This window comes from Kitasatospora sp. NPDC001175 (assembly GCF_053598215.1).
The window spans coordinates 139,113-164,301 of record NZ_JBSFJU010000004.1 but is presented as its reverse complement, the minus strand read 5'-3'; the positions used below and the strand labels follow the sequence as shown (position 1 = coordinate 164,301).

Here is a 25,189-nt window from a genome sequence, read left to right as displayed (position 1 = left end):
TTGAGGCGGCGGGTCAGGCCATGCGGCGGGGAATTTGACGCATCCGTCGGGCGGCTCCGCCCGCTCGGTGCCCCGTGGGAGCCCGGGCGGCCCAGGCCGGTGGGTGCCGCGGCCGGGGCCACCCGGGGATCCGGGACGCGTCGGTCCGCTCAGCTGCTGCCGTTGACCACGGCGTTCTGGACCGCGCCGACGGAGAGCTGGCGCTTGGCGAGGACGCTGTCGTAGGTGCCGTTCCGGACAAGCGTGTTCATCGCCTTCGTCAGGACGTCCCGCAGCTTGCTGTCGCTCTTGCGGAGGGCTATCCCGTAGGGCCGGGGCTGGAACTGGGCACCGGCGACCTCCAGGCTCTGCCCGCCGTCGACACTCTGGGCGCTGTACTGCGCCTTCGGGTAGTCGGTGAGGTACACGTCTGCGTCGTCGCTGGTCAGGGCGCTCAGCGCCTTCTCGTCGGAGTCCGTCTCCGTGAGCTTCAGCGGCTTGTCGAGGCGCGCGCACGCACCCTGCTGGCTGAGCGCGAAGTCGTCGTGGATGGTGCCCTTCTTCACCACCAGCGTCCGGCCGCACAGGTCGTCCAGCTTGGTGATCTTCTTGGGGTTCCCCTTGTGGACCACCATCCCGAAGCCGGCCATGAAGTAGTCGACGAAGTCGACGCCGTCGTTGACCGGCTTGTTGTCCTTGTCGACGCCCTGCTCGCGCTCCCGGGTGTCGGTGATGCCGGACATCGCGACGTCGTACTTCTTGCTCAGCAGCCCGGGGAGCACGTTCGCGAAGGGGCCGACGTCCTGGAACTCGAGCTTGACGCCGAGCACCTTCTCCAGGGCGCCTGCGAGATCGGGGTCGAGGCCGCTCGGCTGTCCGTCCGGGCTCTTGAAGATCACCGGGGCGGCGGTGAGCGACGCACCCACCTCGATCACCCCGGCCTTCCGGATCGCCTCGGGCAGCTGGTCGTGCAGTGAGGCACTGCCACTGCCGCCGCTGCCCGAGCTGCAGGCGCTCAGCAGGAGGGCGCCGGTGACGACAGCGGCGATGGCACCGCAGCAGCGGTTGGTGAAGGCGGTCATCTTCGAAAACTCCCGGGTGGTCGACGCATGTGCCGCAGGTTCGGGACATGGTGGACACAGGTCGCGTCGACCGCACCCCACCGGCCCCGCTCCGGTGAAAACGGCACCCCGCGCCGGCACGGCCAGGCCAGAACCTGGCAGCGTCCCGAGGCGGAGCCGGTCAGACTATAGACGAGCCCGGTCACACGTTCGTCCAGCGGAGGTCGCGACCAGGTGTCGGCACCGCTCCGACACCGCCGTCACCTCCGCCGCAGGTGGCGCCCGTCACAAGGCCCCGGCCCCGCGCGGCCGGGGCTGCGCAGGGCCGGGGCCGGGGCCGAGGCCTACGCCTGGCGGGACCAGACGGCGGTCGGGCGGTCGTCCCGGAGCACGTCGTCGGTGTGGTCACCGCCGTGGGTGATGGCGATGACCCGGTACTGGTCCTGGTGGAAGACCCAGTACCAGTGCAGGCCGCCGGCGTTCTGCCGGCCTGGGACGGGGTGGAAGGCGTCGACCCGGGTGACGCCCTCCAGCGACTGCCAGGCGGTGAGCTTGCGGTCGTCCCGCCGCAGCCTGTCGGGGTGGGCCTGCCCGGAGCGGCCGATGGAGATCACCCGGTGCCGCTGGCCCACCGGCGTGGTGTGGAACATCCAGTACCAGTACGTGCCGTCGCTGCCGGGCTGCCCGTCGGGGAACGGCAGGAAGGCGTCCACGTGGGTGACCGGGCTGCTGCCCCCGAACGACGCCCACCTGCTCAACGGCAGGTCCTCGCCTGCCGTTTGAGGGGTGTACGGGTCGGTGTCCGCGATCGTGACGTACCGGTAGACCTGCTGTCCGCCCACCGTGTGGAAGACCCAGTAGCTGCTCTTCCCGTTCACCCGCTGCTCGTCGGGCACGGGCAGGATGGTGTCGAGCTGGGTGACGCCCTTGAGGGCGGGCCAGGTCGGGTACGGGCCGACGTTCTTGACGACCAGTGCGGTGCGGTCGCCGACGTCGCCGGTGGTGAGCTGTCTGATCTCGGTGCCGCCGGTACCGATCACCCGGATGGCGCCCTGCTGGAAGGTCCAGGCGCCGCCCTCGACGTCCGGCAGCGGGATGACGGCGTCCATCGGCAGGTTCTGCGACTGGGGCGGCTGCGTCGTGACGCCCGGCCCGGTCTCGGTGACCGCGCCGGTGAGCCGGCCCTGGGCGAGCAGGCGCAGGGTGCTGATGGACGGGGTGAAGGCGTAGAGCGCGCCACGGGTGCGGACGAACGGCTTGAAGTCCAGTGTGGTGGTCTGCCGTTCGCCCGAGGGGGCCGTGCCCTCGTAGCTGACCCGGCCGTCGTTGACGGTGGCCAGCTGGCCGCTGACCATCGGGTCGGGACCGGGCTTGTTCTCGCGGCCGGGCGGGAAGTCCGCGTCGTTGATCCAGTCGACCTGGATGAACTCGAACTGGCCCACCAGGTCGGCCTGGTAGCAGACGAACATCAGACCGCGGGGGGCGTCGGGACCGTTGTCCGGAAGGTCGCTCGTCGGGTCGAAGGGCTGTCCGTACGGGGCACCGCGGCGCATGATCCGGCGGGCGTCGATGAACCTCTCGTCCACCGGCGTCCCCCCGGCCGCCAGCCCTGCACGCGGGTTGGTCTTGCGCAGGTGGGAGAAGAGCGGGGTGGTGAGGCCGTCCGGGTCGTCCGTCCCGTGCAGGAAGTCGAAGTCGTTGTCCGCGGCGGCGCCCGGGTCGTCGGGCTGCCTGTCGGGGTGCTTGCAGACCGGCGCGCCGTTGCGCCAGCGGCCCACCAGGCGGGCGGCGAACCAGTCCCGCTTGGTGTCCTCCGGTACGGCCTTGAGGTCCTTCAGCCGCCTGAGCTGGGCGTCCACCTGCGCCCACCAGCCCGCGACGTCCTGCTCCAGCCGGCGCACCACCTGGAAGGAGCCGTTGTGCATCCAGGACGGGATGGTGGCCGTGGCGGCGGTGCCCTTGTCGTGCTCCGGGGCGAGCGGCTTGCCGACGACGAACTCGCCGGCCGGGATGAGCCGGGTGCCGGGGTGCTCCTTGGCGAAGCCCCTGCGGTTGGGATCCTCCTCGTCGAAGCCCGCCACGGCGGGCTCGCTGACCCCGTCCTTGAAGCCGAAGTGCTCCTTGCCCCGCTTGGCACCCGGCAGGGCCACGCCCTCCTGTTCGAAGACGATCATCGCGCCGGCCTGGCCGGCGGCCAGGCGCTGCTCGTCCAGGGCGGCCTTGAGCCCGTTCTGGGTGTCGGAGGCGACGGTGAGCACCGCGTGCACGGCGGGGTGGTTGGTGTCGCCGAACACCCAGAACCCGGGGGCGCTGTCGTCGGTGTCGCCGAGGGCCTCCACCCGGCCGGGGTCGGCGGGCCCCTGGATGAACGCCTCCAGGGTGTCGCCGGTCTTGGCCTCGGCATGCAGCAGGTCTGCCTGCCCGGTGAGGAACCGCAGGCCCTGGTAGGTGAAGCTGAGGCCCAGCCAGGTGGCCTTCAGGGTTGCGGGGTCGTCGCCGCCGGAGGACTTGCGCGCCTTGCTGAACTCCTGGTTGAAGGCGGCGACCTGCTGAGTGGTGGCGATCTTGGGGGTGATCCGCTCCAGCCAGCTCCGGGCCGCCATGGCGTTGCCGAACTGGAGGAGCAGCAGTCTGACGTAGTCCTTCTTGAAGCCGGCGATGATGTCGCCCTGGATCTCGGTATCCTGACGCAGGCTCAGATCGTTCATCGATTGGTCCGTTCGTTGACTCCGCCGGGTTGGGCAGACCCCGGGTGGCGCCGCGCGGCCGCCGGCCGCGAACCGGCCACCCGGGGAGTCGGGTAGGGGCTCAGGCGTTGGGGTTGAGCTGGACCCACTTGGCCTCGCTGGGCACGCCGGCGTCGTTGAGCAGGAAGAGCATGTAGAAGCCGGGAGGGGCGTCCTTGGCCGAGGCCGGGGTCTGCAGGACGAGCTGGCTGCCCGCACGGCCGGTGATCCTCAGCTCCAGGCGGCGCTGGCTGGTGTCCACCGAGTGCGTGGAGGTGATCGGCGCGACCAGGACGGCACGGGTGGCCTGGGTCGGGGTGTTGGTGTTGACCCGGAAGGTCGCGTTGTAGTTCAGCGGGTCGGTCGGCGCGGTCCGCAGGCTGGGCCGGTCGCCCTGGTGCAGGTACGGGGGTTCGTAGATCTCGATGGTGCCGTTCAGGCCCGACTTGATGTCCGGGTTGTTGGCGATCTGCTGGAGTTCGTCACCGGTGATCATGATCCGGCCGTCCGGCAGGATGACGGCGTTGGAGTGGTAGCCGCGCGGCAGGCGCTGGACCGGGCCGAGGGTCCACCTGCCGCCGGCGTCCCGCAGTTCGGTCTGGCGGTACTTCGGGTCGGCATTGGGGTTGTACGGGCCGTTGCCGTAGTCGCGGATGTCGTAGGCGCCATTGACGGTGAACAGGTTGCCGTTGGGCAGGACGAGGGTGTCGTCCTGGGTGCGGCCGAAAGCCCGCGGGGTGTCCTTGGTCCACTGGCCGCCGGCGAACCGGTAGGTGTTGGGGTCGTTGCGGTTGCCGCCGAGCACCAGCACGGAGTCGGGGCCGCTGGTGCCGTTGGGCAGGGCGACTGCGGAGCCGTAGTTGCGCATGCCCCCGTCTGGGCGGTCGGGCAGTGAGGCGCGGGTCTCGTTGGCGGGGTCGAAGACGAACTGCTGGTCGGCGTCGCGCCCGAAGCCGTACACCTTCCCGTCGTTGAGGGAGAACAGGTGCGGGTAGTCCATCCGGTACGGGGCGTCCGCCTTCCACTGGTCCAGCGCGACGCCGTCGGGGGCCTTCGACTTGTCGAAGAACACGCCGGTGCCCTTGGCCGGGAAGCGTTCGATGACCGGGGTCGGGGTGCCCCAGCCGAGTTCGGACTGGCCGGACATGATGAGCTGGCGGCCGTCGGCGCCGGTGACGGCAGTGGGGTACCAGCGGCCCACGGCCATGTCCTGCTCCTGGTGCCAGGTCTCGGTCCAGGGGTCGAAGACCAGGGCGAGCTTGGCGCCGGTGCCGCCGTTGCCGCCGAGGTTGCCGCCGAAGACGCCGACCATGCCGTTGGGCAGGTAGGAGTGGCCGGCGCAGAAGAAGGGTGCGGGGCGCGGTTCGTCCAGACCGTCGGGCATGTTGACGACGGGCGGCGGGACGGCCGTGAAGGAGTCCAGACCGGTGCCCTTGGCCGGGTCCCAGAGGTAGGCGCGGCCGGCGTTCTGCTTGCCGATCACATCGGTGGGGGCGGGTTCCTTCTGCGGATTGTCCTCGACTGCTTCGAAGGAGAAGATCAGGACCTTCCCGGTCGGCAGCAGGGCGATGTGGTCGCCGTACTCCGGGGAGGAGAAGTAATCGGTGAACCTCCCGAACTGGGCAGGATCGAAGGCCGCGTTGGTCTTCGCCTGCGAGTCGGTCAGTGCCTTCAGGCGCAGGGTGCGGGTGGTCTGCGGGTAGCCGGTCTGGACGGCCCGCAGGCCGATCCGATCGCGGGCCTCGGCCTCGGCGGCGGGCCGGCCGAGCGCGGCCACCTCTGCGGGCCGAACCTCCGCCTTCACCTGCTCGTCGGTGATGCGCAGCGCGCTGGTGCCCGCGAGGCCGTCCAGTGCGGCGGAGGAGGCCGACACGGGTGTGGTCAGGACGGTGGTGGTCGACAGGGCGAGCGTGGCGGCACTGGCCGCGAGTACCGCTCTCAGTCTGCTGCGGGACATGGAACTCCTCACGAGGTGTCGGTCGGGGCCGCGAAGCAGCCACCCGGGAGACAGCAATGCGCGGTCAGTACAGCACTCCACGCAGTTGTTCGTACGCAGACACCCCAGGTGTTTCATGATCGATCATCGACACGCCATCACTTTGCGTGTCGCCCCGACGGGTCATCACGGCCGTGCTGAAATGGCCGGAAATCCCCCCTCCCCACGACAGGAGTGACACGTGTTCAGCAAGTCCGGGATCGCGATGGCCGCCGCGGCCACAGCCGCGCTCCTCGCGGCCACCAGCGGCGGCGCTGCGGCGACCACGCGAGCGACAGTCCAGCCGCACACCGTGACCGGGGACGTCATCGAGGGCGGCGCCGACGGCAAGCCCCACCTGCTGCTCTGCCCGCCCGAGGAGAACGCGTTCGGCGGCGGATTCAGCGTAACTCCAGGCGCTGGCCGCCGACTTGACCGGCAGCCGACCGACGTTCTGGAGGACCACCCCAACGACAACGGCAGCGGCTGGATCGTCGCAGTGCGCAAGTACGACTGCCCTCCGGAGGGCGTCGAGGGCCGGCCCAGGCCGGCGAACCTCACCATCCGCGTCGTGTGCACCGAAGGCGAGAACACCCCGAGCGGCTGACCCCCGGCGCACCGACCGGGCCGTCCGGTCGGACCTCCGTAGCCGGACACCCCGGCTCCGGCTACGGACACGCATCCCGTCCGGCCGCAGCACCCCGGGCACCCCGCGAGGCCCCGGCTCCGCCCCTGCCCGCCGCGGGCCACAGCGCCGGGTGCGGGCGGTGCGGCTGAGGACGGCGTACCGGGCGAGGGCGGAGACGAAACCGATGAGTGATCACGGCGGCGGCGATGACGGCTTCGGTTCGCCGCCTCGCCTGCGGTCGCCTTCGGTCATCCGGCGGCCTGGACAGGACCCGTCTCGAACACTCCGCATACCTGCAGCCGGTAGGGGATGAGCATCTGCTGGAAACCGGCCGGCGGATAGATGCCGAGGTAGTCCGAGGTCCGCTGACAGGCCAGGCCGGTACCCGCGTCATTGGTGCGTATCGTCGCGCTCACCGTCCGGCCTGGTCGTACGGCAACCGTGGTCACCGGGCTGCCGTCGCGGGATGCCGGGCTGCCGATCTGGTGGTGGTTGACGTCCAGCACGCTCACTCCGGGGAATCCACGCAGGGCGCAGGTGTGCGTGGAGGTGTTGGTGAAGTTCACGGGGACGAGGATGGATCCTGCGGCGCCTTGCTCCTGGCCGACCGAGAGGCTTAAGCCGGCGGCCTGGCAGGTGGGGGTGGCGGGTGCGGCCTGGGCTGCGGGTACCGTGCCGACCGCGGCGGTGGCGGCGGCGATGAGTGCGGTGACGGTCAGTGCTGCTCTTCTCTTCCTAGGGAGCATGGCGGAACCTCCGTTGGCTGGGCAGCCGCCGGTGTGGCGCCTGCCACAACTCCAGGTTGCGACCACCCGGGCGTGGGCGCAGCTCGGCTGCGCGGTGGCGGTCACCGGGCCTCCGGGACGGGCCGCTGCACGTCGGCCGCAGCTACTACTCACCGCCAGAGGCGCTCACCAAGAGCGGCACCCTCCGGGACGCCGGGGAGGACGTAGGAAACGGCCGAGGCGGTGTGCTCCAGGAAGGGGTTCAGGGCGTCGCGGGCGGCGAGGCGGGTCTGGACGCGGGTGAACTGGGCGGGGTCACGCATGAAGGCGCAGAAGAGGAGCCCGCGGTCGGCCGGGCCGTCGTCGTAGCTGTAGCCGCGCCGGAGCATCCGGGCGCCGCCGTCGAGGCGGGGACTGGTGAGGCGGACGTGGGCGGTGGCCGGGATCACGTAGGAGCCGTCCGGGTTCTTGGCGTAGATGTCCGGGTCGTCATGTTCGACGGTGCCGGTGAGGGGGGAGCCGTCGCCAGCACGGCGGCCCATCGCCAGACCGCGCCGGCCTTCGGGGAGGGCGGCGAAGGCGGCGGTGTCCATGCGGATGCGCCGGTAGACCAGGACGGTGCCGTTCTCGTGCGGTCCCGGCGGGCCCCAGACCCACTGCCGCGCGGCCGCGTCATCCGGGTTCGCCGTGCCGTCCTTGAAGCCGAACAGGTTCCGCGGTGTGACGCCCGGGGCCGTCCGGGGCAGGAAGCCGGACTGCGACCAGCGGGGCTCGGCGCCACCGGCGTGGACGGCCGTCCCGACGATCTCGGCGACGACGGCCAACGTCCATTGGTCCGCGGCGCACAGCTGCAGCAGCAGGTCGCCGCCGCCGCGCGCCGGGTCGAGGCGGTCGCCGGGGAACGGCGGCAACTCGGCCAGCGCGGTGGGGACGTTGAGGCCAAGCCGGGCGGCGAGCGCGGGACCCACGCCGACCAGCGAGGTGAGCCGGGTCGTACCACCGCTCTCCAGACGCGGGTCGGGCGGAGTGTCGGAGGTCGCGGCGAAGAGGGTTCGGGTCAGCGCGGCGAGGACGTTGCGCAGGGTCTCCCGGTCCGCTGCGGCGGAGGTCTGCGGGAGGTCGAAGGCGAGCAGCCGCGTCGCAGGCTGCTGAGGAAACGTCACACCGGCCTGTTGGGCGCCGTGGAAGGGAATCGCGGCTGCGGGAGGCGGCGCGTCGGAAGCGGCACCGCGGCTGGACGTGCGATCGCCACCTGCCAGCTCGTCGGCCGTCGCGCCGATCCCGGCGGCGAGCACCGCCCCGGCCGCGAGCAGCGCCCTTCGCCTCCCTAAACCGGTCGCGGCAGATCGGGCCGACTCGTGCGCATTTCCCGGTTCGGTAGGCATGCGCGCTATTGGAGACGATAGAACACCTGTCATGCAAATCCTGTCTCCTGATCGCCTGTTGACCTGTACGCAGCCCCGACCGGCGCTGTTCCGGGCGGCGGCGCTGCGGTGCCTGCCGGTGCTGGTCGCCTCGGTCGCGATGGCGGCCACCGGGTGTTCCTCGACGGGTTCGAACTCCAACGACGCCAAGCACCCCGCCGGGAGCGTGCTGCGGGTGCCGGAGGACTTCTCCACCATCCAGAAGGCCGTGGACGTCGCTCGTGAAGGCGAGACGGTGCTGGTCGGACCAGGTGTGTACCGCGAGAGTGTGCACGTCACCAAGCCCCGCATCGTGTTGCGCGGGACGGACCGCAACACCGTGGTCCTCGACGGCGGGCTGCGGCTCGTCAACGGCGTCACCGTCACCGGGCCCGGCTCGGTTGTGGAGAACCTCACCGTGCACCGCTACCTTGCCAACGGCGTCCTGTTCACCGGCGTCACCGACGAGCGGCTGCAGCAGCACGGCGCCGGCGGCTCGGCGTACAACCCGCTGGACACGGCCCGCTTCCCGGTCATTCAGGGATTCCGGGCGACCCGGGTGACGGCCTACGACAACGGCCTGTACGGCATCTACGCCTTCGATGCGCGCGGCGGCGCGATCGAGGACTCCTACACCTCCGGACAGGCGGACTCCGGCATCTACGTCGGCCAGTGCAAGCCCTGCGACACGGTGGTGCGCGGCAACACGGTGGAGCACAACGCGGTCGGCATCGAGCTGACCAATGCCTCGGACGGGCTGTCGGTGCTGGGCAACCGCGTCGTCGGCAACCGGGTCGGCGTCACGGTGAACTCCAACGACCTGGAGGCGCTCGCCCCGCAGCACGGCGCGGTGATCGCGGGCAACGTCGTCGCCGACAACAACGCCACCCAGACCCCGGAGCAGGCGGACGGGGGCTTCGGCATCGGCATCGGGATCGGCGGCGGTACGGCGAACCAGGTGCTGCGCAACCTCGTCCGGGGCAACAGCGCCGCCGGGGTGATCATCACCGATCCGCCGGGGCATCCGGCGAGCGGCAACCGCGTCGAGGACAACCGCACGGAGGGCAACGGCGCCGACCTGGTCCTGGCCTCGGCCGACACCGGCAACTGCTTCACCGGCAACCAGCCCGCCGTCCAGAGCCCGGACGGCCTGGAGAACCCGGCAGGGTGCGGCGGCCAGGGCCGCGGCCCGCTGCCCGGTGGCCGGCCGGCCCCGGTCCAGGCGCCGCCCGGGATCCCCTTCAGCCAGGTACCGGCCCCGCCCACCCAGCCGTCACTGCCGGACCCGACGGCCCCCGCCCGCCCGGCCACCAACCTGCCGGGGGCCGTCGACCCGAACACCTATCAGCTTCCGACCGACCCCGCCGCCGTACCGCAGCCGCGGAGTTGAGTGCGGCAACACTGCGGAGCTCACCGGCTTCGGCCAACGTGCCGATCCACCGGGACAGTTGAGTAGTACGAGACAACTCTCCCATTGGGAGGCCGGGTCGGTGATCCGGCGTCAGCCAGCGACCCACGGTGCTTCGGGGAGCTTCGCTTCGCCGTTCCGCCCGGAGAAGTCCACCGTGGTCGGCGTGCCCAGGCCGGCCATCCGCATCGCGACCCTCCGTAGCGTGCCGTCGCCGTCGACCCAGTACGTCAGCGGCGACCGCCCGCCGTCGGGCGCGGCGCCCTGGGCGCGCGGTCCGGCGAACCGGTCGTAGCTCTGGTCGTCGATGCGGTCCCGGCCGAGCCAGCGCGCCCCGGACTGGGCGAGCAGCAGCGGGTTGTCCGGCCGGTCCGCGCCGAGCTGGATCAGCAACTGGAGCCCGGCGTCCAGCGGATCCGCCGTGTACGAGCGCGGCGACCAGCCCGCCCGGGGGACGTGCTCGGCCTGCTGCCAGGGCGGGTCGGTGTCGCCCTTCGGTGCGGGGGCCAGACCGAGTCCGCCGGTGTCCCAAACGATCAGACCGTGGTCGAGTTGTCCGGCGCCGGCCCGAGCGTCCCCAGCCGCCCCGGTGACCTCGTAGCTCCCCACGGCCCGGTGGGTGCGGTAGTCCACGATCCCCTTGACCCGCACCACCACACCTCCTCCCTCGGTGGCGGTGAGGGTCACCGTCACCGGGCTGGCCTGGTACAGGTTCAACCGCGACACGGCCAGTCGTGACGCTTCGTCACCTGTCACGGGCCTCTCCACGGCCTCTTCGGATACGGTCCGGTAGACGGCCAGGCCGCCCGCCGCGGTGCCGCACACCGCGATCGCGACAAGTGCCCTGAGCCAGAACGTCGGACGCGGCGTACGGACATCGGTCTTCGTCTTCCGGGCCATGCAGGTGCCTTCTCTCCTCGGTCGGTCACAACACACGGGCGGGTTCCCGGACCGATGGTCCGCGAACCCGCCCGATCCGGCCCTCTCCGACGGCCCGTGTGCCGACCGTCGGAGAGGGGGAGGGTTACCGCTGCTGGGCCCTGCGCCTGCGGAACAGCACGAGCAGCGCCGTGCCGAGCGCGGTGAGCACCGCGCCGCCGGCCAGAACCACCGGAAGCTCTTGGCCCCCACCGGTGTAGGCCAGGTGCGAGCCGGGCGTGGTGCCCGGTGCGGCCGGGGTGCCCGGCGTGGCCGGTGAGGTCGGTTCCGGCGTCGGCGTCGGTGTCGGTGTCGGTGTCGGGATGAGCCGGTTGACTGCAGTCACCGAGACTCCGGCGTCGAGGTTGTCGGAGGTCAACACCAGCGGGCCGAACACCGCGACGTCCGGGGCTTCGTAGCCTGCGGGCGGGCTGGTCTCCTGCCAGTAGTACGTCCCTGGTGCGCCGTTGCCCTGACAGATGCCGTCGGCGCCGGTCGTGCAGGGCTCGCCGACGGACGTGTCCGGCTTCGCACCGGTGCTCTGCAGCCCGTCGGTGCCGTTCGTCTCCTTCCAGAGCTGGAACTTCGCGCCGGCCAGCGGCTTGCCGTCCTGGTCGTGTTTGACGACCCGCAGCGCGCCTTCCTGCTGGCGGAAGCCGAAGTCGTAGGTGTGGTTGTTCTCGCCGGGTCCGCCGGTGGTCAGCGCCCGCTCGGGAAACTCGGCGCCGGACGGGACGACGCCCTTGGAGTCGATGAAGTGGTTGTCGCCGACATCGTGGTCGGTGGGAACCCACTGGTACAGCGGGCCGCCCTTGGCGTAGTCCGCCGGGTTGTCGATCCGGATGGTGTACTTCGTCCTGGGCTTCAGGCCGCCGTTGACGTCGGAGTCGTCGAAGTAGTACTCGCCGCGCTCCGTCGTCTTCGTCGTGCCGACGATCTTCCCCGACTCGTCGTACAGGTGGACGGTCGCCCCCGGGACCGGCCGCTGCCCGGGGCCCTGGATGCCCTTGCGCTCGGGGTCGTACCAGACCCGGTTGCCGATCTGCAGCGGCGCCTGGTCGCAGAGCACCTCGAGGTCACCCATCGAGGCGCCCTTGCCGAAGGGGGCGGTGGTCCCCTTCGGGGTCAGCCGCAGGCCGAACTGCGGGTCCTGCCTGCCGTCCTTGCGCTCGAGGAACGACGTGCCGTAGCCGACGGGGGTGTGGTCGGGGTCGAAGGCGGAGACCGCGATGGTGCTCTCGACCTTGGAGAGCGCCATTCCGGCGAACGCCGTGTTGTTGTGACCCACCGCAGCCCAAGCGGTGTTGAAGAACCGGGCGCCCCGGGCGGACATCCCACAGCCGTTGTTGGTGTCCATCACGTACATGCCGTTCGCCGGGCAGGCCTTGTTGAGGTCACCGCCGGACATGACGTTGAAGACGGAGCCCGGCGCGGGGGCGCCCGGCTCTCGGTCGGCGAAGCGGTCGCGGAAGGCGAGCAGCATCGAGCCGTCGGTCTCGAAGAGGATCTCGCCCAACTCCGGCTCGGGGTTGGCCATGGTGGCGTGGCCGCACGCCTTGCCGTTCTGCGTGGTCGGGTACGTGCTGGTCCACGGGAACCAGCCCGCGCCGTCGCACGGACCCGAGCCGACCGTCGACTGACGCGGGTAGTCCAGCGGCTGGTCCAGCACCGCCCTCTGGAACGCCCCGGTGGCGAGGTCGAACGGCAGGACCACGGCGCGCACGTCGGTGAGCTTGCCCGTGGACTGGCCGGAACAGACACCGCCGAGGAACCCGGTCCCGTCCTGGAGACCGAGACCGAACGGCCGCCAATCCCCCTCCGCCGGGCAGCCCGGGTCCGGGATCGCGTAGACGGCCTTCGGCGCCGAGGCCGTCGCCGCGGTGGCGTCGTAGCGGTACAGCTTGCGGTCGTTGAGGTTGACGACGAAGAGGTCCTTGCCGTCATCGGTGATCTTGATGCCGCCCAGGCTCTCCTTGCCGGGCACGTCGAGGAAGGCGTCGTCCGTCCCCGGCCCGTGCACGGTGCTGCCCGCGTTCGGCACGGTGGTGAAGAGCGTCGTCTTCTTCTGCGCGAGGTCGGTGACGTAGACCGCGCCCGCGCCGCCCGGGCCGTAGTCGGTGCCGCGCTTGGCCACCGCCGAAGAGAAGAGCCGCTTGTCGGCCTTGTTCCAGGCGACGCCGAACAGCGTGCCGGTGTCGGCGTTGGTGGCGAGGTTCGTCGCGGTGATGTTGCCGTCGGGGCCCTCCTGGCCACGCGCGCCGTACGGGAAGGAGACCAGCGTGCGCTTGGCCCCGCCCTCGGTGTTGGCGGGCTGACAGGCCGCCACCAGCGGCGCGTTCTTCTGGCAGTAGTCCCCCGGGTTCCACAGTCCCGTGGTGTACGCCACGTTCTTGCCACCGGAGAGGTCGACGAACTCCTCGTTGCTGCTCAGCTGGCTCGGCGCGCCGTCCAGCCCCTGGCGCGAGGCGAAGGCCGGGAAGAGCACACCCGGCTTCGGATTGATCACCTGCACCCGGTACTTGCCGCCGGTCGCCCTGCTCGCGGCGGGTGCCAGTGTCACCGTGCCGTCCGCCGCGGTGACACCCTCGACGCCGGCCCCGGCATCGTCCGTGAGCGTCACCTTCACGCCCGCGATGCCCGGCTCCAGCGCGGGTGTCCACACCCCGGACGCGTCCACGGCCCGTACCACGCGGACCGTCACCGTCCCATCGCCTGTCTGCGGAAACGCCGACGGGGCCGCCGCCAGCGAGCAAGCACCGATCCCGACGACCAGTGCCACGGCGCCGCCCACGGTGCGGCGACCAAGCACCCCCGGTCGGCGCCGATCCGGGCCGCGTGCGGCACCGGACGTTCGTTCACTTCTCGTTGTCATCCCTGCTCTCATCGTCCAGTTGGGCCTGCCGCCCGACCTCGTAAGGGAGTTCGCGACTGGCGGAAAGCCGCCATTGTTAATGGGAGCTTAAGGGGCCTTCACACAAGTTCGCAGCAAAACAGGAACTTTGACGTTACGTCAGACGTTATTGGAAGCTTTCGCACTGCGGCCCTCCCCCTGCTGTCAAAGGACGGGCCAGTGGAGGAGTACCCCGAAACGGTCGCTGCCGAGGAACAACTCCGCACGACGAAGGCGCTCAGAGGTGCGGAGATCACCATCGCCGCTGAACATCGCCGCTCCCCCTCGCCTCTACCCGCCCCGTCGGCGCGGCCGGCGCGCCATGCTGGGGTGGCGCCATGAACCGGACGACGAGCGGCGACGCGCGACGTTGTGGTGTCAGTGGTTGGTGCGGATCCTGGTGCCGAGCAGGAGGTGGAGGACGAGTGCTGAAGTCAGGCCGACGGCCCAGCCGTAGTCGGCGAGGCGTTTGAGGGCGGGGATGAGGCCGTTGGCCGGGAAGGGGCCGCCGTGGGAGCCGCCGATGGCGAGGATGCCGCCGGTGAGGAGGGCGGTGACGGCGCGCCAGTTCCAGCCGCCGTGGTACCAGTAGCGGCCTTCCTGGCGGTAGAGGGCGGCGAGGTCGAGGTGGGTGCGGCGCAGGAGCCAGTAGTCGGCGATGAGGACGCCGGCGACGGTGCCGAGCAGGCCGCCGACCACGCCGAGCCAGGTGTAGATGTAGACGTGCGGGTCGGAGATCAGCTTCCACGGGAAGATGAGGACGCCGACCAGGCCGGTGATGAGGGCGCCGCGGCGGAAGTTGATGCGACATGGCCAGAGGTTGGCGAGGTCGTAGGCGGGGGAGACGACGTTGGCGGCGATGTTGACCGAGATGGTGGCGATCAGGACGGTGAGCAGGGCGATGAGGATGCCGGCGGTGTTGTCGAGTTTGGCGGCGAGTTGGATGGGGTCCCAGATGGGGGTGCCGTAGACGGCTTGGGAGCCGGAGGTGACCAGGACGGAGAGGAGGGCGAAGAGGGTCATGGTGGTGGGCAGGCCGAGGGCCTGGCCGCGGATCTGGGCGCGTTGGCTGCCGCCGAAGCGGGTGAAGTCGGAGATGTTCAGCGACAGGGTCGACCAGAAGCCGATCATGCCCATCAGCGCGGGGAAGAAGACCTTCCAGAACTCGTGTCCCCACCCGAGCTTGGAGGGTTGGCGGAGGAGCGGGCCGAGGCCGCCGGCCTTGTTGGTGATCCACCCGAGCAGGCCGAACGCGCCGAGCAGGACGACGGGTGCGGCCCAGTTCTCGAAGCGGCGCAGGGTGTCCATGCCGCGGGCGATGATCAGCAGTTGCAGCGCCCAGAAGAGCAGGAAGGAGAGCCACTGCGTCCAGGGGTAACCGCCTACCGGGGTCGCGGTCTGCCAGCCGTGGCCGAGGAGCTTCCCGGCCAACAGGAAGATGGCCTCCCCACCGAGCCATGTCTGGATACCGAACCAGGCGCAGGCCACCGCGGCCCGCAGCATCGCGGGCAGGTTCGCGCCGCGCAACCCGAACGACGCGCGGGCGAACACCGGGAACGGGATGCCGTACTTCGTCCCCGCGTGGCCGGTGAGCAGCATCGGCGCCAGCACGATCAGGTTGCCCAGCGCGATGGTGAGGACGGCCTGCTTCCAGTCCATGCCGAGCGCGACCAGGCCCGAGGCCAGGGTCCACGACGGGATGTTGTGCGCCATTCCCACCCACAGGCTGAGGTAGTTGTAGACACCCCACCTGCGCCGCTCCATCGGCACGGGCAGCAGGTCGTGGTTGGCGAAGCGGGCGTCGTCCAGGACGACGTGGTCGGCGAGGGAGACCCGGCCGTCGGGATGAGTGCGCTGGACCGTCGAGGAGTCGGGGGTTTCGGGGGCGCCGGAGGACATCGGGACCACCTCGGTTCGCGGAGTCTCGTACGGGGGCGTCCGGGAGCCGGAACACCGGGCTCTCGGAGAGATTGCGAAGGAGCGCGGTACTGCGGCGGCACCGTCCGGGCGGTGGGGAGCCGTCGGGAACGGGCTGCTCGGCGGACGCCGTCCGGGTCGCGCCGACCGCGTGCGGAGGGGACGGTCCAGACGGTCGGGCGGCCCACCCGGCACCGGATGGGCCGCCCGACGAAGGGGTGTCAGCCGAGTTCGGGGATGACGCTCGTGCCGTACGCGTCGATGGTGGACTCCACCGCGTCGTGCATCGCGTAGACGGCGAACTGGTCGACGCCGAGGGCGCGCAGTTCGGTGAGGCGGTCGATTTGGGCGGCGGGCGGGCCGATCAGGCAGAAGCGGTCGACGATCTCGTCGGGGACGAAGGCGGTGTCGGGGTTCCCGGCGCGGCCGTGGTGGGCGTAGTCGTAGCCGTGGCGGTTCTTGATGTAGTCGGTGAGGGCGTCGGGGACCAGGCCGGAGTGCTCGCCGTAGCGGGCGACCAGGTCGGCGACGTGGTTGCCGACCATGCCGCCGAACCAGCGGCACTGCTCACGGGCGTGGGCGAGCGCGGCGGGCGAGTCGTCCTCGGTGACGTAGGCGGGGGCGGCGACGCAGATGGTGATCGAGGCGGGGTCGCGGCCGACCCCGGCGGCGGCGTCCCGGACGGCCTTGACCATCCACTCGGTGAGGAAGGGGTCGGCGAGCTGGAGGATGAAGCCGTCCGCCTGACGGCCGGTCAGGTCCAGTGCCCTGGGGCCGTATGCGCCCATCCAGACGGGGAGTTCGGCCCCGGGCCTGACCCACGGCAGTTGGATCGCGGTGCCGTCCACCTCGGCCTCGCGGCCCTCGGCGAGCTCCTTGATCGCGTGCATGGCCTGCGAGAGCCGCTCCAGGGTGGCGGGCCGGCGGCCTGCCACCCGCTGTGCGGAGTCGCCGCGGCCGATGCCGCAGACGGTGCGGTTGCCGTACATGTCGTTGAGGGTGGCGAACAGGGAGGCGGTGACCTCCCAGGTGCGGGTCGCGGGGTTGGTGACCATCGGACCGACGATCAGTCGGCTGGTCTCGGCGAGGATCCGGCTGTAGATGACGAAGGGCTCCTGCCAGAGCACCGCCGAGTCGAAGGTCCAGCCGTGGGTGAAGCCCGCCGCCTCGGCCCGCTTCATCCGCTCGATGAGCAGTTGCGCGGGCGGGTCGGTCTGGAGCACGAGTCCGATGTCCACTGGTCTCCTTAGGCGAGGTACTGACAGGTGGCGCGCGGCTGGAACCGTCCGTGCCCGGCCCGGCCGAGGTAGGCGTCGGCCTCGATCACGACGGTGCCCCGGGAGAGCACGGTGCGGACCTTGCCGGTGATCTCTTTCCCCTCGTACGCGGAGTAGTCGACGTTCATGTGGTGGGTGGCGGCGGAGAGGGTCTGCCGGACCGTGGGGTCGTAGAGGACGACGTCGGCGTCGGCGCCGGGGGCGATGGTGCCCTTGCGCGGGTAGAGCCCGAACATCCGGGCGGGAGCGGCACAGGCGATCTCGATCCAGCGGCGGCGGGAGATCCGGCCCTCCACCACGGCCTGGTGCAGCAGGTCCATCCGGTTCTCCACTCCCGGCAGACCGTTGGGGATCTTGGAGAAGTCGCCGCGGCCGAGCTCCTTCTGGCCGGCGAAGCAGAACGGGCAGTGGTCGGTGGAGACCACCTGGAGGTCACCGGTCCGCAGCGCCCGCCACAGCGCGTCCTGGTGCTCGCGCGGGCGCAGCGGGGTGGAGCAGACGTACTTGGCGCCCTCGAAGCCGGGTTCGGCCAGGTTGTCGGTGGACAGGAAGAGGTACTGCGGGCAGGTCTCGCCGAACACGTCGAGGCCCTGGCGGCGGGCGGCGGCGAGTTCGTCGACGGCCGAGGCGGCGGAGACGTGCACCACGTAGAGCGGGGCGCCTGCCACCTGGGCCAGCTTGACGGCGCGGTGGGTGGCCTCGGCCTCCAGGATCTCGCGCCGGACCTCACCGTGGTGGCGCGGGTCGGTCCTGCCCGCCGCGAGGGCCTGTTCCACCAGTACGTCGATGGCGATGCCGTTCTCGGCGTGCATCATGATCAGGCCGCCGTTGCCTGCGCCGCGCTGCATGGCGCGCAGGATCTTGCCGTCGTCGCTGTAGAACACTCCGGGATAGGCCATGAAGAGCTTGAACGAGGTCACGCCCTCGGCGACCAGCAGGTCCATCTCCTTGAGGCTGTGCTCGGTGACATCGGCGAGGATCATGTGGAAGCCGTAGTCGATCGCGCAGTTGCCCTGGGCCTTCTCGTGCCAGGCGTCCAGGCCCTCGCGCAGCGAGGAGCCGACCGACTGGACGGCGAAGTCCACGATGGTGGTGGTGCCGCCCCAGGCGGCGGCCCGGGTGCCGGTCTCGAAGGTGTCGGAGGCGAAGGTGCCGCCGAACGGCAGCTCCATGTGGGTGTGGGCGTCCACGCCGCCGGGGATGACGTACAGCCCTCGGGCGTCGAGCACCTTCTCGGCCGTCCAGCTCTCGGCGGCCGCGCTGCCGTAGGCGGCCAGCGCGACCACCTTCTCGCCCTCGATCAGCACGTCGGCGTGCATCTCCTCGGCGGCGGTGACCACCAGGCCGCCGCGGATCACGGTGCGGTTCACGTCCGTCCTCTCAGGCCTGGGTGAGCGGGCCGTAGGCGTCCGGGCGCCGGTCACGGTAGAACGCCCACTGCTGGCGGACTTGATCGATCAGGCCCAGGTCGAGGTCGCGGACCACGAGTTCCTCGTCCTTGTCGGAGGCGATCTCGCCGACGAACTGGCCGCGCGGGTCGACGAAGTAGGAGGTGCCGTAGAAGTCGTTGTCCCCGTACTCCTCCACGCCGACCCGGTTGATCGCCGCGACGTAGTACTCGTTGGCGACGGCGGCGGCGGGCTGTTCCAGCTGCCAGAGGTAGGCGGACAGGCTCCGACTGGTCGCGGAGGGGTTGTAGACGATCTCGGCGCCGCCGAGGCCGAGCGCCCGCCAGCCCTCGGGGAAGTGCCGGTCGTAGCAGATGTAGACGCCGACCTTGCCGACGGCGGTCTCGAAGACCGGCCAGCCGAGGTTGCCGGGCTTGAAGTAGTACTTCTCCCAGAAGCCCTTGACCTGCGGGATGTGGTGCTTGCGGTACTTGCCGAGGTAGGAGCCGTCGGCGTCGATCACGGCGGCGGTGTTGTAGTAGAAGCCGGCCTGCTCGACCTCGTACACCGGGACGACGATCACCATCCCCAGCTCGCGGGCGATCTCCCGCATCCGCCGTACGGTCGGGCCGTCGGGGACGGGCTCGGCCCAGCGGTAGTGCTCCGGCTCCTGCACCTGGCAGAAGTACGGGGCGTTGAAGACCTCCTGGAAGCCGATGATCTGGGCGCCCTGTGCGGCCGCGTCCCGGGCGGCCCGCTCGGCGGCCGCGATCATCGTCTCCGAGTCACCCGTCCAGGCGGCCTGGAAGAGGGCTGCTCGAACGACTCGGCTCATCAGTCCACTCCTTCGACGAAGGTGCTCTAGACCGTTGAGACTAGGAGCTTCCCGGCGCCAGGTGTAGTGCCACGCTGTAACGCCGGGAAGCCTCTTTCATTCCGTCGCGGAACCCGGTGCCCTCAGTTCTCCAGCCAGGTCGCCCGGCGCAGCACGGCCGGCTCGACGAGGACCTCGTCCATCACCTCGCTGGCGTGCTGGAAGTGCGGGGTGGCGAAGTGCTCCTGGAGCGCCTCCTCGTCCCGCCACTCCTCCAGGACCACCATTCGCTCGGGGCGGTTCGGGTCGACCAGCAGCTGGTAGCCGAGGCAGCCGGGCTCGTCCAGGGAGGGCTCGATCATGCCTTCCAGCATGGTGCGCAGGCGGTCCTCCCGGCCGGGTGCGGCGGTCAGCTCGGCGATCAGGATCATTCGGTGCTCTCCTTCGGGTGGGCGGGGCCGGTGCCGGCCCCGGTGTGATCAAGGCTAGTCGCGATCTCCGACAGGTCGTCAGCGGTCAGGTGCAGGGCGGCCGCCGAGACCCAGTCGTCCAGCTGTCCGGGGCGGCGGGCGCCGACGATGGCGCCGGTGACGCCGGGCCAGGCCAGTGTCCAGGCGATGGCGACGGCCGGGACGGTGCTGCCGTGCCGCCGCGCGATCGGGCGCAGCGCCTCGACCAGGGCGAGGTTGCGGTCCAGGTGGGTGGTGAAGTCGGGGTGGGTGCGCCGCCAGTCGGCCGCGTCCAGGGCGGCGACGCGCTCGGCGGAGAAGGCGCCGGTGAGCAGTCCGGAGCCGAGCGGCTGGTAGACGATGCCGGCCGTGCGGTGGTCGGCCGCCCAGTGCAGTTCGGCCGCCGCGTCCCGGCTGAGCAGGGAGAACTGCGGCTGGATCGAGTCGACGTGGGCGATCTTCTCGGCGACGGCGAGCTGCTCGGGGCCGTGGTTGGACAGCCCGATGGCGCGGACCTTGCCCTCGGCCTTCAGGTCGGCCATCAGCTGCCAGTACTCCTCCAACCGGGTTCCGCCGCCCTGGTCGGCGCCGCCCTCGTTGCCCCACTCCAGCACTTGGCCGTCACCGGGCCAGTGCACCTGGTACAGGTCGAGCCGTTCGACGCCGAGCCGGCGCAGCGAGTCCTCCAGTTCGCGGCGGACGCTCGCGGGGGTCATGATCTTGCGCGGCGGGGCGAGCCGGTCACTCTCGTCCCAGACCAGGCCGCACTTGGTGAACACGTACGGGCGGCGGCTCTCCGGCAGCTTCGCCAGCGCCCGGCCGACGACCTCCTCGGAGTGGCCGAGACCGTAGACGGCGGCGGTGTCGATCCAGTTGATCCCGAGGTCGACGGCGCGGTGGACGGCGGCGATCGAGTCGCCGTCATCCTGCGCGCCCCAGCTGTAGCGCCAGTCGGCGCCGCCGAGCGCCCAGGCACCGAAGCCGATCCGACTGATCGTCATATCGGTGCTGCCGAAAGGCACGGGGGAGGTTGTGGTCATGTCGCTCTCTCACGTTCGTTGTGCTGACGACGACGAGCCTGCTCCTGCCGGATCGGCCGTTCCAGGTCCGCGCTTTACCTGGGTCCGGCAGGACCAGGCTGGGCAGGGCGCCGTCCGCGATGATGGTCCGCATGGACCGACGAGCAGAGCTGGGCGAGTTCCTCCGGTCGCGCCGGGCCAGGCTGCGTCCCGAGGAGATCGGGCTGCCGCCGTACGGCGGGCGGCGCCGGGTGCCGGGGCTGCGCCGAGAGGAGCTGGCACAGGTGGCGGGCGTCAGCGTGGACTACTACGTACGCCTGGAGCAGGGCCGGACCGAGCATGTCTCGCAGGCGGTGCTGGACGCCGTGGCCCGGGCGCTGCGGTTGGACCCGGACGAGCGCCTGCACCTGGGCAACCTGGCCCGACCGCACCGGCCGGACGGGGTGCCGCGCCCGCCGCAGCGGGTGCTGCCCGGGCTGCAGCGGCTGCTGGACTCGATGGCCGACGTCCCGGCGTACGTGGTCGGGCTCGGCACCCGGGTGCTGGCCTGGAACCGGCTGGCGGCGGCGCTGATCACCGACTTCGGCGCGCTGCAGCCGGACCGCCGCGAGCTGGCCCGGCTGGTCTTCCTGGACGAGGCCGCCCGCGAGCTGTACGAGGACTGGGAGGGCAAGGCCCGCGACGTGGTCGCCTACCTGCGCCTGGACGCCGGCCGCCACCCCGGCGATGCGGGCCTGTCGGCGCTGATCGGCGAGCTGAGCATCGGCAGCCGGGACTTCGCCCGGCTCTGGGCGGGGCAGGAGGTCAGGGACAAGACCCGTGGCGGATACGTGTTCCGGCACCCCGCGGCCGGCCGTCTCGAACTGGCGTACGAGACGCTGCGACTGCCCGACGACCCCGACCAGGCACTGATCGCCTACACCGTGGAGCCGGACAGCCCGAGCCGGGCCGCCCTGCTCCTGCTGGCCGGCTGCACCCAGCGCTTTGCCCGGGAGGATCACCAGCAGGCAAGATAGCGATGTGACCCTCCTGGACCTGATGCCGAGCCCTGCCACCCCCGATGCCCTGTACGAGACCTTCGTCGAGTGGGCGCAGGAGCGGGGCATCACCCTCTACCCGGCCCAGGAGGAGGCCCTGATCGAGCTGGTCTCCGGGAACAACGTGATCCTGGCGACCCCGACCGGCTCGGGCAAGAGCCTGGTCGCGGCGGGCGCGCACTTCGCCGCGCTGGCCGAGGGCAAGCGCACCTTCTACACCGCGCCGATCAAGGCGCTGGTGTCGGAGAAGTTCTTCGACCTGGTGAAGATGTTCGGCACCGAGCAGGTCGGCATGATGACCGGCGACGCCAGCGTCAACCCGACCGCGCCGATCATCTGCTGCACCGCCGAGGTGCTGGCGCAGATCGCGCTGCGCGACGGCGAGCGGGCCGACATCGGCCAGGTCGTGATGGACGAGTTCCACTTCTACGCCGAGCCGGACCGCGGCTGGGCCTGGCAGATCCCGATCCTGGAGCTCCCGCAGGCGCAGTTCCTGCTGATCTCCGCGACCCTCGGCGACGTGCGCCGCTTCGAGGAGGACCTGGCCCGCCGTACCGGCCGCGCGACCACGGTGGTGCGCTCCGCCACCCGCCCGGTGCCGCTGTTCTACGAGTACCGCCGCACCACCCTGCACGACACCCTGGAGGAACTGCTGAAGACCGGTCAGGCGCCGGTCTACGTGGTGCACTTCACGCAGAAGGAGGCGGTCGAGCGGGCGCAGTCGCTGATGAGCATCAACATGTGCTCCAAGGCGGAGAAGGACGCCATTGCCGCGCTGATCGGCAACTTCCGCTTCACCACCAAGTTCGGCCGCAATCTGTCCCGTTACGTCCGGCACGGTATCGGCGTGCACCACGCGGGCATGCTGCCCAAGTACCGCCGCCTGGTCGAACGGCTCGCCCAGGCAGGCCTGTTGAAGGTCATCTGCGGTACCGACACCCTCGGCGTCGGCGTCAACGTGCCGATCCGCACCGTACTGTTCACCGCGCTGTCCAAGTACGACGGCCAGCGGGTCCGGGTGCTGCGCGCCCGGGAGTTCCACCAGATCGCCGGCCGGGCCGGCCGGGCCGGCTTCGACACCGTCGGCCAGGTCGTCGCCCAGGCGCCCGAGCACGAGGTGGAGAACGAGAAGCTGCTCGCCAAGGCCGGCGACGACCCCAAGAAGCGCCGCAAGGTGGTGCGCAAGAAGGCGCCGGAAGGTTTCGTCGGCTGGAGTGAGCAGACCTTCGAGCGCCTGATCGCCGCCGATCCGGAGCCGCTGGTCTCCCGGTTCAAGGTCAGCCACGCCATGCTGCTCTCGGTGATCGGCCGCCCGGGCAACGCCTTCGAGGCGATGCGCAAGCTGCTCACCGACAACCACGAGGACCGCGCGGCGCAGCGCCGGCACATCCGCAGCGCCGTCGCCATCTACCGCTCCCTGCTGGAGGGCGGCGTGGTCGAGCGGCTGGCGGAGCCGGACCCGGAGGGCCGGGTCGTCCGCCTCACCCTGGACCTGCAGGAGAACTTCGCGCTCAACCAGCCGCTCTCCACCTTCGCCCTGGCCGCCTTCGAACTCCTCGACCCCGCCTCGCCCTCGTACGCGATGGACGTGGTCTCGGTGGTGGAGGCGACCCTCGACGACCCGCGCCAGATCCTCGCCTCGCAGGAGAACAAGGCGCGCGGCGAGGCCGTCGCCGAGATGAAGCGCGACGGCATCGAGTACGAGGAGCGGATGGAGCGGCTGCAGGAGATCACCTACCCCAAGCCGCTGGAGGAGCTGCTCGGCCACGCCTACGACGTGTACCGCCGGGCGCACCCGTGGATCGGCGACCACCCGCTGCAGCCCAAGTCGGTGATCCGCGACCTGTACGAGCGCGCGATGACCTTCTCCGACTACGTCGGCTTCTACGAACTCGCCCGTACCGAGGGCATCGTGCTGCGCTACCTGGCCGGGGCCTACAAGGCGCTGGAGCAGACCGTCCCCGACGACCTCAAGACCGACGACCTCAAGGACGTCATCGCCTGGCTCGGCGAGCTGGTCCGCCAGGTCGACTCCAGCCTGCTGGACGAGTGGGAGCAGCTGGCCAACCCGACCACGCTGGAGGCCGCCGAGGTCAGGCTGGACGAGAAGCCGGCCCCGGTCACCGCCAACGCCCGCGCCTTCCGGGTGCTGGTGCGCAACGAGATGTTCCGCCGGGTGGAGCTCTGCGCGCTGGAGCACTACGACGGGCTCGGCGAGCTGGACGGCGAGTACGGCTGGAACGCGGACCGCTGGGCGGACGCGATGGACGGGTACTGGGAGGAGTACGACGACCTCGGTACCGGGCCGAACGCCCGCGGGCCCAAGATGCTCCTGATCGAGGAGGACGAGGACGAGGGCGCCTGGCGGGTCCGGCAGATCTTCGACGACCCGAACGGGGACCACGACTGGGGCATCAGCGCCGAGGTCGACCTGTACGGCTCGGACGAGGAGGGCCGGGCGGTGCTGCGGGTCACCGCGGTGGACCGCCTGGGCGGCTGAACCCGCGCGGCCGGTCGCGCGGGACGCCGCGCGACCGGCGGTACCGTGCGGGGCCCGCGTCAGTTGCACCGGCCCGGCCGGCGGCGTCCTCCCGTCCGCGCGGGGCTCACATCCACAGGAAGGTCGAGCCGGCCGTGAAGGAGACGGCCCGGGTGGCCCGGTCGAGGGCCGGGTCCGGGGTGGCGCTGCCGGTGGTGCGGAGGTCGGCGTAGCGGGAGCTGGTGATGGTCAGGTAGTGGCCGACCACCTCGACCTGGCTGTCCGTCAGCGGCTTGGGGGTGGCGGGATTGCTCGACGGGCTCCCGGTGGGCTGCTGGCTCTGTGACGGCGCCGGCGACGGCTGCCCACCCGGGCCCGGCGACTGGCCGGCCGCCGAGGAACTGGGCGAGGGCGAAAGGGACGGCGTGGGCGGGGGCCCGTCCGCAGTCTCCGGGGTGAGGAAGGTGATCGCGTCCGGGGTGTCCTTCAACGCGTTCAGCGCCTTGCGGGCGGACGCCTCGTCGGCGAACCGCAGCACCGTCAGGCTGGTGACCACCGACGGGTCCGCCTCGTTGAGGCCGACCGCGAGGAAGCTCTGGCAGCCCGTGTCGCGGAGCACGTCGTGGGTGCGGTCCTGGAGCGTCTCGGCGCAGTCGTCGCCCTCCCGGTCGGCGATCCGGCGGGCCTTGTAGCCGTCCTGCTCGACCGGCCGCTGGGGCGGGAAGTAGTGGTCCGCGGTGAAGGCCTCGGCCTCCGTCAACGGCTCGCCGGACGCCACGCCGCCGACCGGAAGCGTCTTGCCGACGTCGGAACTCGTCCGGCCGAGGCCGGGTATCAGGTCGCCCTTGCTGGAACTGGTGGCGATCCAGCCCGCCCCCGTGGCGGCCACCACCACCAGCGCGCACCACACCAGTACGGGACGGCGCCCTGCGCCCCGATGGGTGTGGGCGGACTTGCCCTCCTGCTGGCCTACCGGATGCGGATCGCGCTCCCCCTGCGTGGTCATGGCGGAGATTCTAAGCAGACGGACCCTCAATCGGCTGACTTCACCCGTCAACCTACACCAACCGTCCCCGACCCCACCGACCTGCCCTCT

The 25,189-nt window shown here is 71.1% G+C and carries 18 protein-coding genes; 4 read left to right on the top strand and 14 right to left on the bottom strand.

The window, feature by feature from the left end; all coding sequences use genetic code 11:
* Positions 1 to 149: 149 nt before the first annotated feature.
* The 3 genes from ACWDAK_RS05085 to ACWDAK_RS05075 form a co-directional block, all read right to left on the bottom strand.
* On the bottom strand, positions 150 to 1,061 hold the full coding sequence (locus tag ACWDAK_RS05085; protein WP_344639112.1) for an ABC transporter substrate-binding protein: 912 nt from the start codon (positions 1,059 to 1,061) through the stop codon (positions 150 to 152).
* Between the two features lie 323 nt (positions 1,062 to 1,384).
* Positions 1,385 to 3,748, bottom strand: coding sequence for a Dyp-type peroxidase (locus ACWDAK_RS05080; RefSeq protein WP_344639113.1), 2,364 nt, complete (start codon positions 3,746 to 3,748; stop codon positions 1,385 to 1,387).
* 100 nt (positions 3,749 to 3,848) lie between these two features.
* Positions 3,849 to 5,723 (bottom strand): galactose oxidase-like domain-containing protein, encoded by a 1,875-nt coding sequence (locus tag ACWDAK_RS05075; RefSeq protein WP_427393114.1) that lies wholly within the window; start codon positions 5,721 to 5,723, stop codon positions 3,849 to 3,851.
* Between the two features lie 220 nt (positions 5,724 to 5,943).
* Here ACWDAK_RS05075 and ACWDAK_RS05070 point away from each other — a divergent pair, with 220 nt between their 5' ends.
* Positions 5,944 to 6,348 (top strand): hypothetical protein, encoded by a 405-nt coding sequence (locus tag ACWDAK_RS05070; RefSeq protein ID WP_344639115.1) that lies wholly within the window; start codon positions 5,944 to 5,946, stop codon positions 6,346 to 6,348.
* Between the two features lie 269 nt (positions 6,349 to 6,617).
* On the opposite strand, the gene ACWDAK_RS05065 is transcribed toward ACWDAK_RS05070, so the two are convergent.
* Together ACWDAK_RS05065 and ACWDAK_RS05060 are read right to left on the bottom strand one after the other, a co-directional pair.
* Complete coding sequence (locus ACWDAK_RS05065; protein WP_427393113.1) at positions 6,618 to 7,115, bottom strand: DUF4232 domain-containing protein; 498 nt, start codon at positions 7,113 to 7,115, stop codon at positions 6,618 to 6,620.
* 149 nt (positions 7,116 to 7,264) lie between these two features.
* A complete protein-coding gene (locus tag ACWDAK_RS05060; protein WP_344639117.1) occupies positions 7,265 to 8,479 on the bottom strand; it encodes a Dyp-type peroxidase in 1,215 nt (404 codons plus the stop codon).
* 58 nt (positions 8,480 to 8,537) lie between these two features.
* On the opposite strand from ACWDAK_RS05060, the gene ACWDAK_RS05055 reads away from it, so the two are divergent.
* The gene (locus ACWDAK_RS05055) at positions 8,538 to 9,887 is read left to right on the top strand and encodes a right-handed parallel beta-helix repeat-containing protein (RefSeq protein WP_427393112.1); all 1,350 of its coding nucleotides are present in this window, start codon (positions 8,538 to 8,540) and stop codon (positions 9,885 to 9,887) included.
* Positions 9,888 to 9,998: 111 nt separating this feature from the next.
* Here the strand turns inward: ACWDAK_RS05055 and ACWDAK_RS05050 are convergent, their stop codons facing one another.
* The 8 genes from ACWDAK_RS05050 to ACWDAK_RS05015 all read right to left on the bottom strand — a co-directional run bounded on the left by ACWDAK_RS05050 (position 9,999) and on the right by ACWDAK_RS05015 (position 20,598).
* Positions 9,999 to 10,805 (bottom strand): hypothetical protein, encoded by an 807-nt coding sequence (locus tag ACWDAK_RS05050; protein ID WP_344639119.1) that lies wholly within the window; start codon positions 10,803 to 10,805, stop codon positions 9,999 to 10,001.
* Between the two features lie 124 nt (positions 10,806 to 10,929).
* Entirely contained in the window at positions 10,930 to 13,524 is a 2,595-nt protein-coding gene (locus ACWDAK_RS05045) for an SdrD B-like domain-containing protein (RefSeq protein ID WP_427393111.1), read from the bottom strand.
* 567 nt (positions 13,525 to 14,091) lie between these two features.
* Positions 14,092 to 15,612, bottom strand: a complete 1,521-nt coding sequence (locus ACWDAK_RS05040; protein ID WP_427393110.1) for an NCS1 family nucleobase:cation symporter-1 — start codon at positions 15,610 to 15,612, stop codon at positions 14,092 to 14,094.
* A 239-nt stretch (positions 15,613 to 15,851) separates the two neighbouring features.
* A complete protein-coding gene (locus ACWDAK_RS05035; protein WP_344639122.1) occupies positions 15,852 to 16,868 on the bottom strand; it encodes a TIGR03842 family LLM class F420-dependent oxidoreductase in 1,017 nt (338 codons plus the stop codon).
* A gap of 8 nt (positions 16,869 to 16,876) precedes the next feature.
* Positions 16,877 to 18,277: a dihydropyrimidinase gene (gene hydA, locus ACWDAK_RS05030; protein WP_344639123.1), complete on the bottom strand. Its 1,401-nt coding sequence runs from the start codon at positions 18,275 to 18,277 to the stop codon at positions 16,877 to 16,879.
* Positions 18,278 to 18,287: 10 nt separating this feature from the next.
* On the bottom strand, positions 18,288 to 19,130 hold the full coding sequence (locus ACWDAK_RS05025) for a nitrilase-related carbon-nitrogen hydrolase (RefSeq protein ID WP_344639124.1): 843 nt from the start codon (positions 19,128 to 19,130) through the stop codon (positions 18,288 to 18,290).
* Between the two features lie 122 nt (positions 19,131 to 19,252).
* Complete coding sequence (locus ACWDAK_RS05020) at positions 19,253 to 19,540, bottom strand: putative quinol monooxygenase (RefSeq protein ID WP_344639125.1); 288 nt, start codon at positions 19,538 to 19,540, stop codon at positions 19,253 to 19,255.
* Positions 19,537 to 20,598, bottom strand: a complete 1,062-nt coding sequence (locus ACWDAK_RS05015; protein ID WP_427393109.1) for an aldo/keto reductase — start codon at positions 20,596 to 20,598, stop codon at positions 19,537 to 19,539. The genes ACWDAK_RS05020 and ACWDAK_RS05015 overlap by 4 nt, the downstream gene beginning before the upstream one ends.
* A 131-nt stretch (positions 20,599 to 20,729) precedes the next feature.
* Here ACWDAK_RS05015 and ACWDAK_RS05010 point away from each other — a divergent pair, with 131 nt between their 5' ends.
* On the top strand, positions 20,730 to 21,593 hold the full coding sequence (locus ACWDAK_RS05010) for a helix-turn-helix domain-containing protein (RefSeq protein ID WP_427393108.1): 864 nt from the start codon (positions 20,730 to 20,732) through the stop codon (positions 21,591 to 21,593).
* A gap of 22 nt (positions 21,594 to 21,615) precedes the next feature.
* A complete protein-coding gene (locus tag ACWDAK_RS05005) occupies positions 21,616 to 24,114 on the top strand; it encodes a DEAD/DEAH box helicase (RefSeq protein ID WP_427393136.1) in 2,499 nt (832 codons plus the stop codon).
* Positions 24,115 to 24,220: 106 nt separating this feature from the next.
* On the opposite strand, the gene ACWDAK_RS05000 is transcribed toward ACWDAK_RS05005, so the two are convergent.
* Positions 24,221 to 25,099, bottom strand: coding sequence for a hypothetical protein (locus ACWDAK_RS05000; protein WP_344639129.1), 879 nt, complete (start codon positions 25,097 to 25,099; stop codon positions 24,221 to 24,223).
* Between the last annotated feature and the right edge of the window lie 90 nt (positions 25,100 to 25,189).

Bases quoted from the DNA above. Each gene is read 5' to 3' on its own strand.
- ACWDAK_RS05060 (WP_344639117.1), bottom strand. From the start codon at position 8,479: ATGCCTACCGAACCGGGAAATGCGCACGAGTCGGCCCGATCTGCCGCG.
- ACWDAK_RS05015 (WP_427393109.1), bottom strand. From the start codon at position 20,598: ATGACCACAACCTCCCCCGTGCCTTTCGGCAGCACCGATATGACGATC.
- ACWDAK_RS05000 (WP_344639129.1), bottom strand. From the start codon at position 25,099: ATGACCACGCAGGGGGAGCGCGATCCGCATCCGGTAGGCCAGCAGGAG.
- ACWDAK_RS05080 (WP_344639113.1), bottom strand. From the start codon at position 3,748: ATGAACGATCTGAGCCTGCGTCAGGATACCGAGATCCAGGGCGACATC.
- ACWDAK_RS05005 (WP_427393136.1), top strand. From the start codon at position 21,616: ATGCCGAGCCCTGCCACCCCCGATGCCCTGTACGAGACCTTCGTCGAG.
- ACWDAK_RS05085 (WP_344639112.1), bottom strand. From the start codon at position 1,061: ATGACCGCCTTCACCAACCGCTGCTGCGGTGCCATCGCCGCTGTCGTC.
- ACWDAK_RS05010 (WP_427393108.1), top strand. From the start codon at position 20,730: ATGGACCGACGAGCAGAGCTGGGCGAGTTCCTCCGGTCGCGCCGGGCC.
- ACWDAK_RS05065 (WP_427393113.1), bottom strand. From the start codon at position 7,115: ATGCTCCCTAGGAAGAGAAGAGCAGCACTGACCGTCACCGCACTCATC.
- ACWDAK_RS05075 (WP_427393114.1), bottom strand. From the start codon at position 5,723: ATGTCCCGCAGCAGACTGAGAGCGGTACTCGCGGCCAGTGCCGCCACG.
- ACWDAK_RS05020 (WP_344639125.1), bottom strand. From the start codon at position 19,540: ATGATCCTGATCGCCGAGCTGACCGCCGCACCCGGCCGGGAGGACCGC.
- ACWDAK_RS05025 (WP_344639124.1), bottom strand. From the start codon at position 19,130: ATGAGCCGAGTCGTTCGAGCAGCCCTCTTCCAGGCCGCCTGGACGGGT.
- ACWDAK_RS05050 (WP_344639119.1), bottom strand. From the start codon at position 10,805: ATGGCCCGGAAGACGAAGACCGATGTCCGTACGCCGCGTCCGACGTTC.
- ACWDAK_RS05040 (WP_427393110.1), bottom strand. From the start codon at position 15,612: ATGTCCTCCGGCGCCCCCGAAACCCCCGACTCCTCGACGGTCCAGCGC.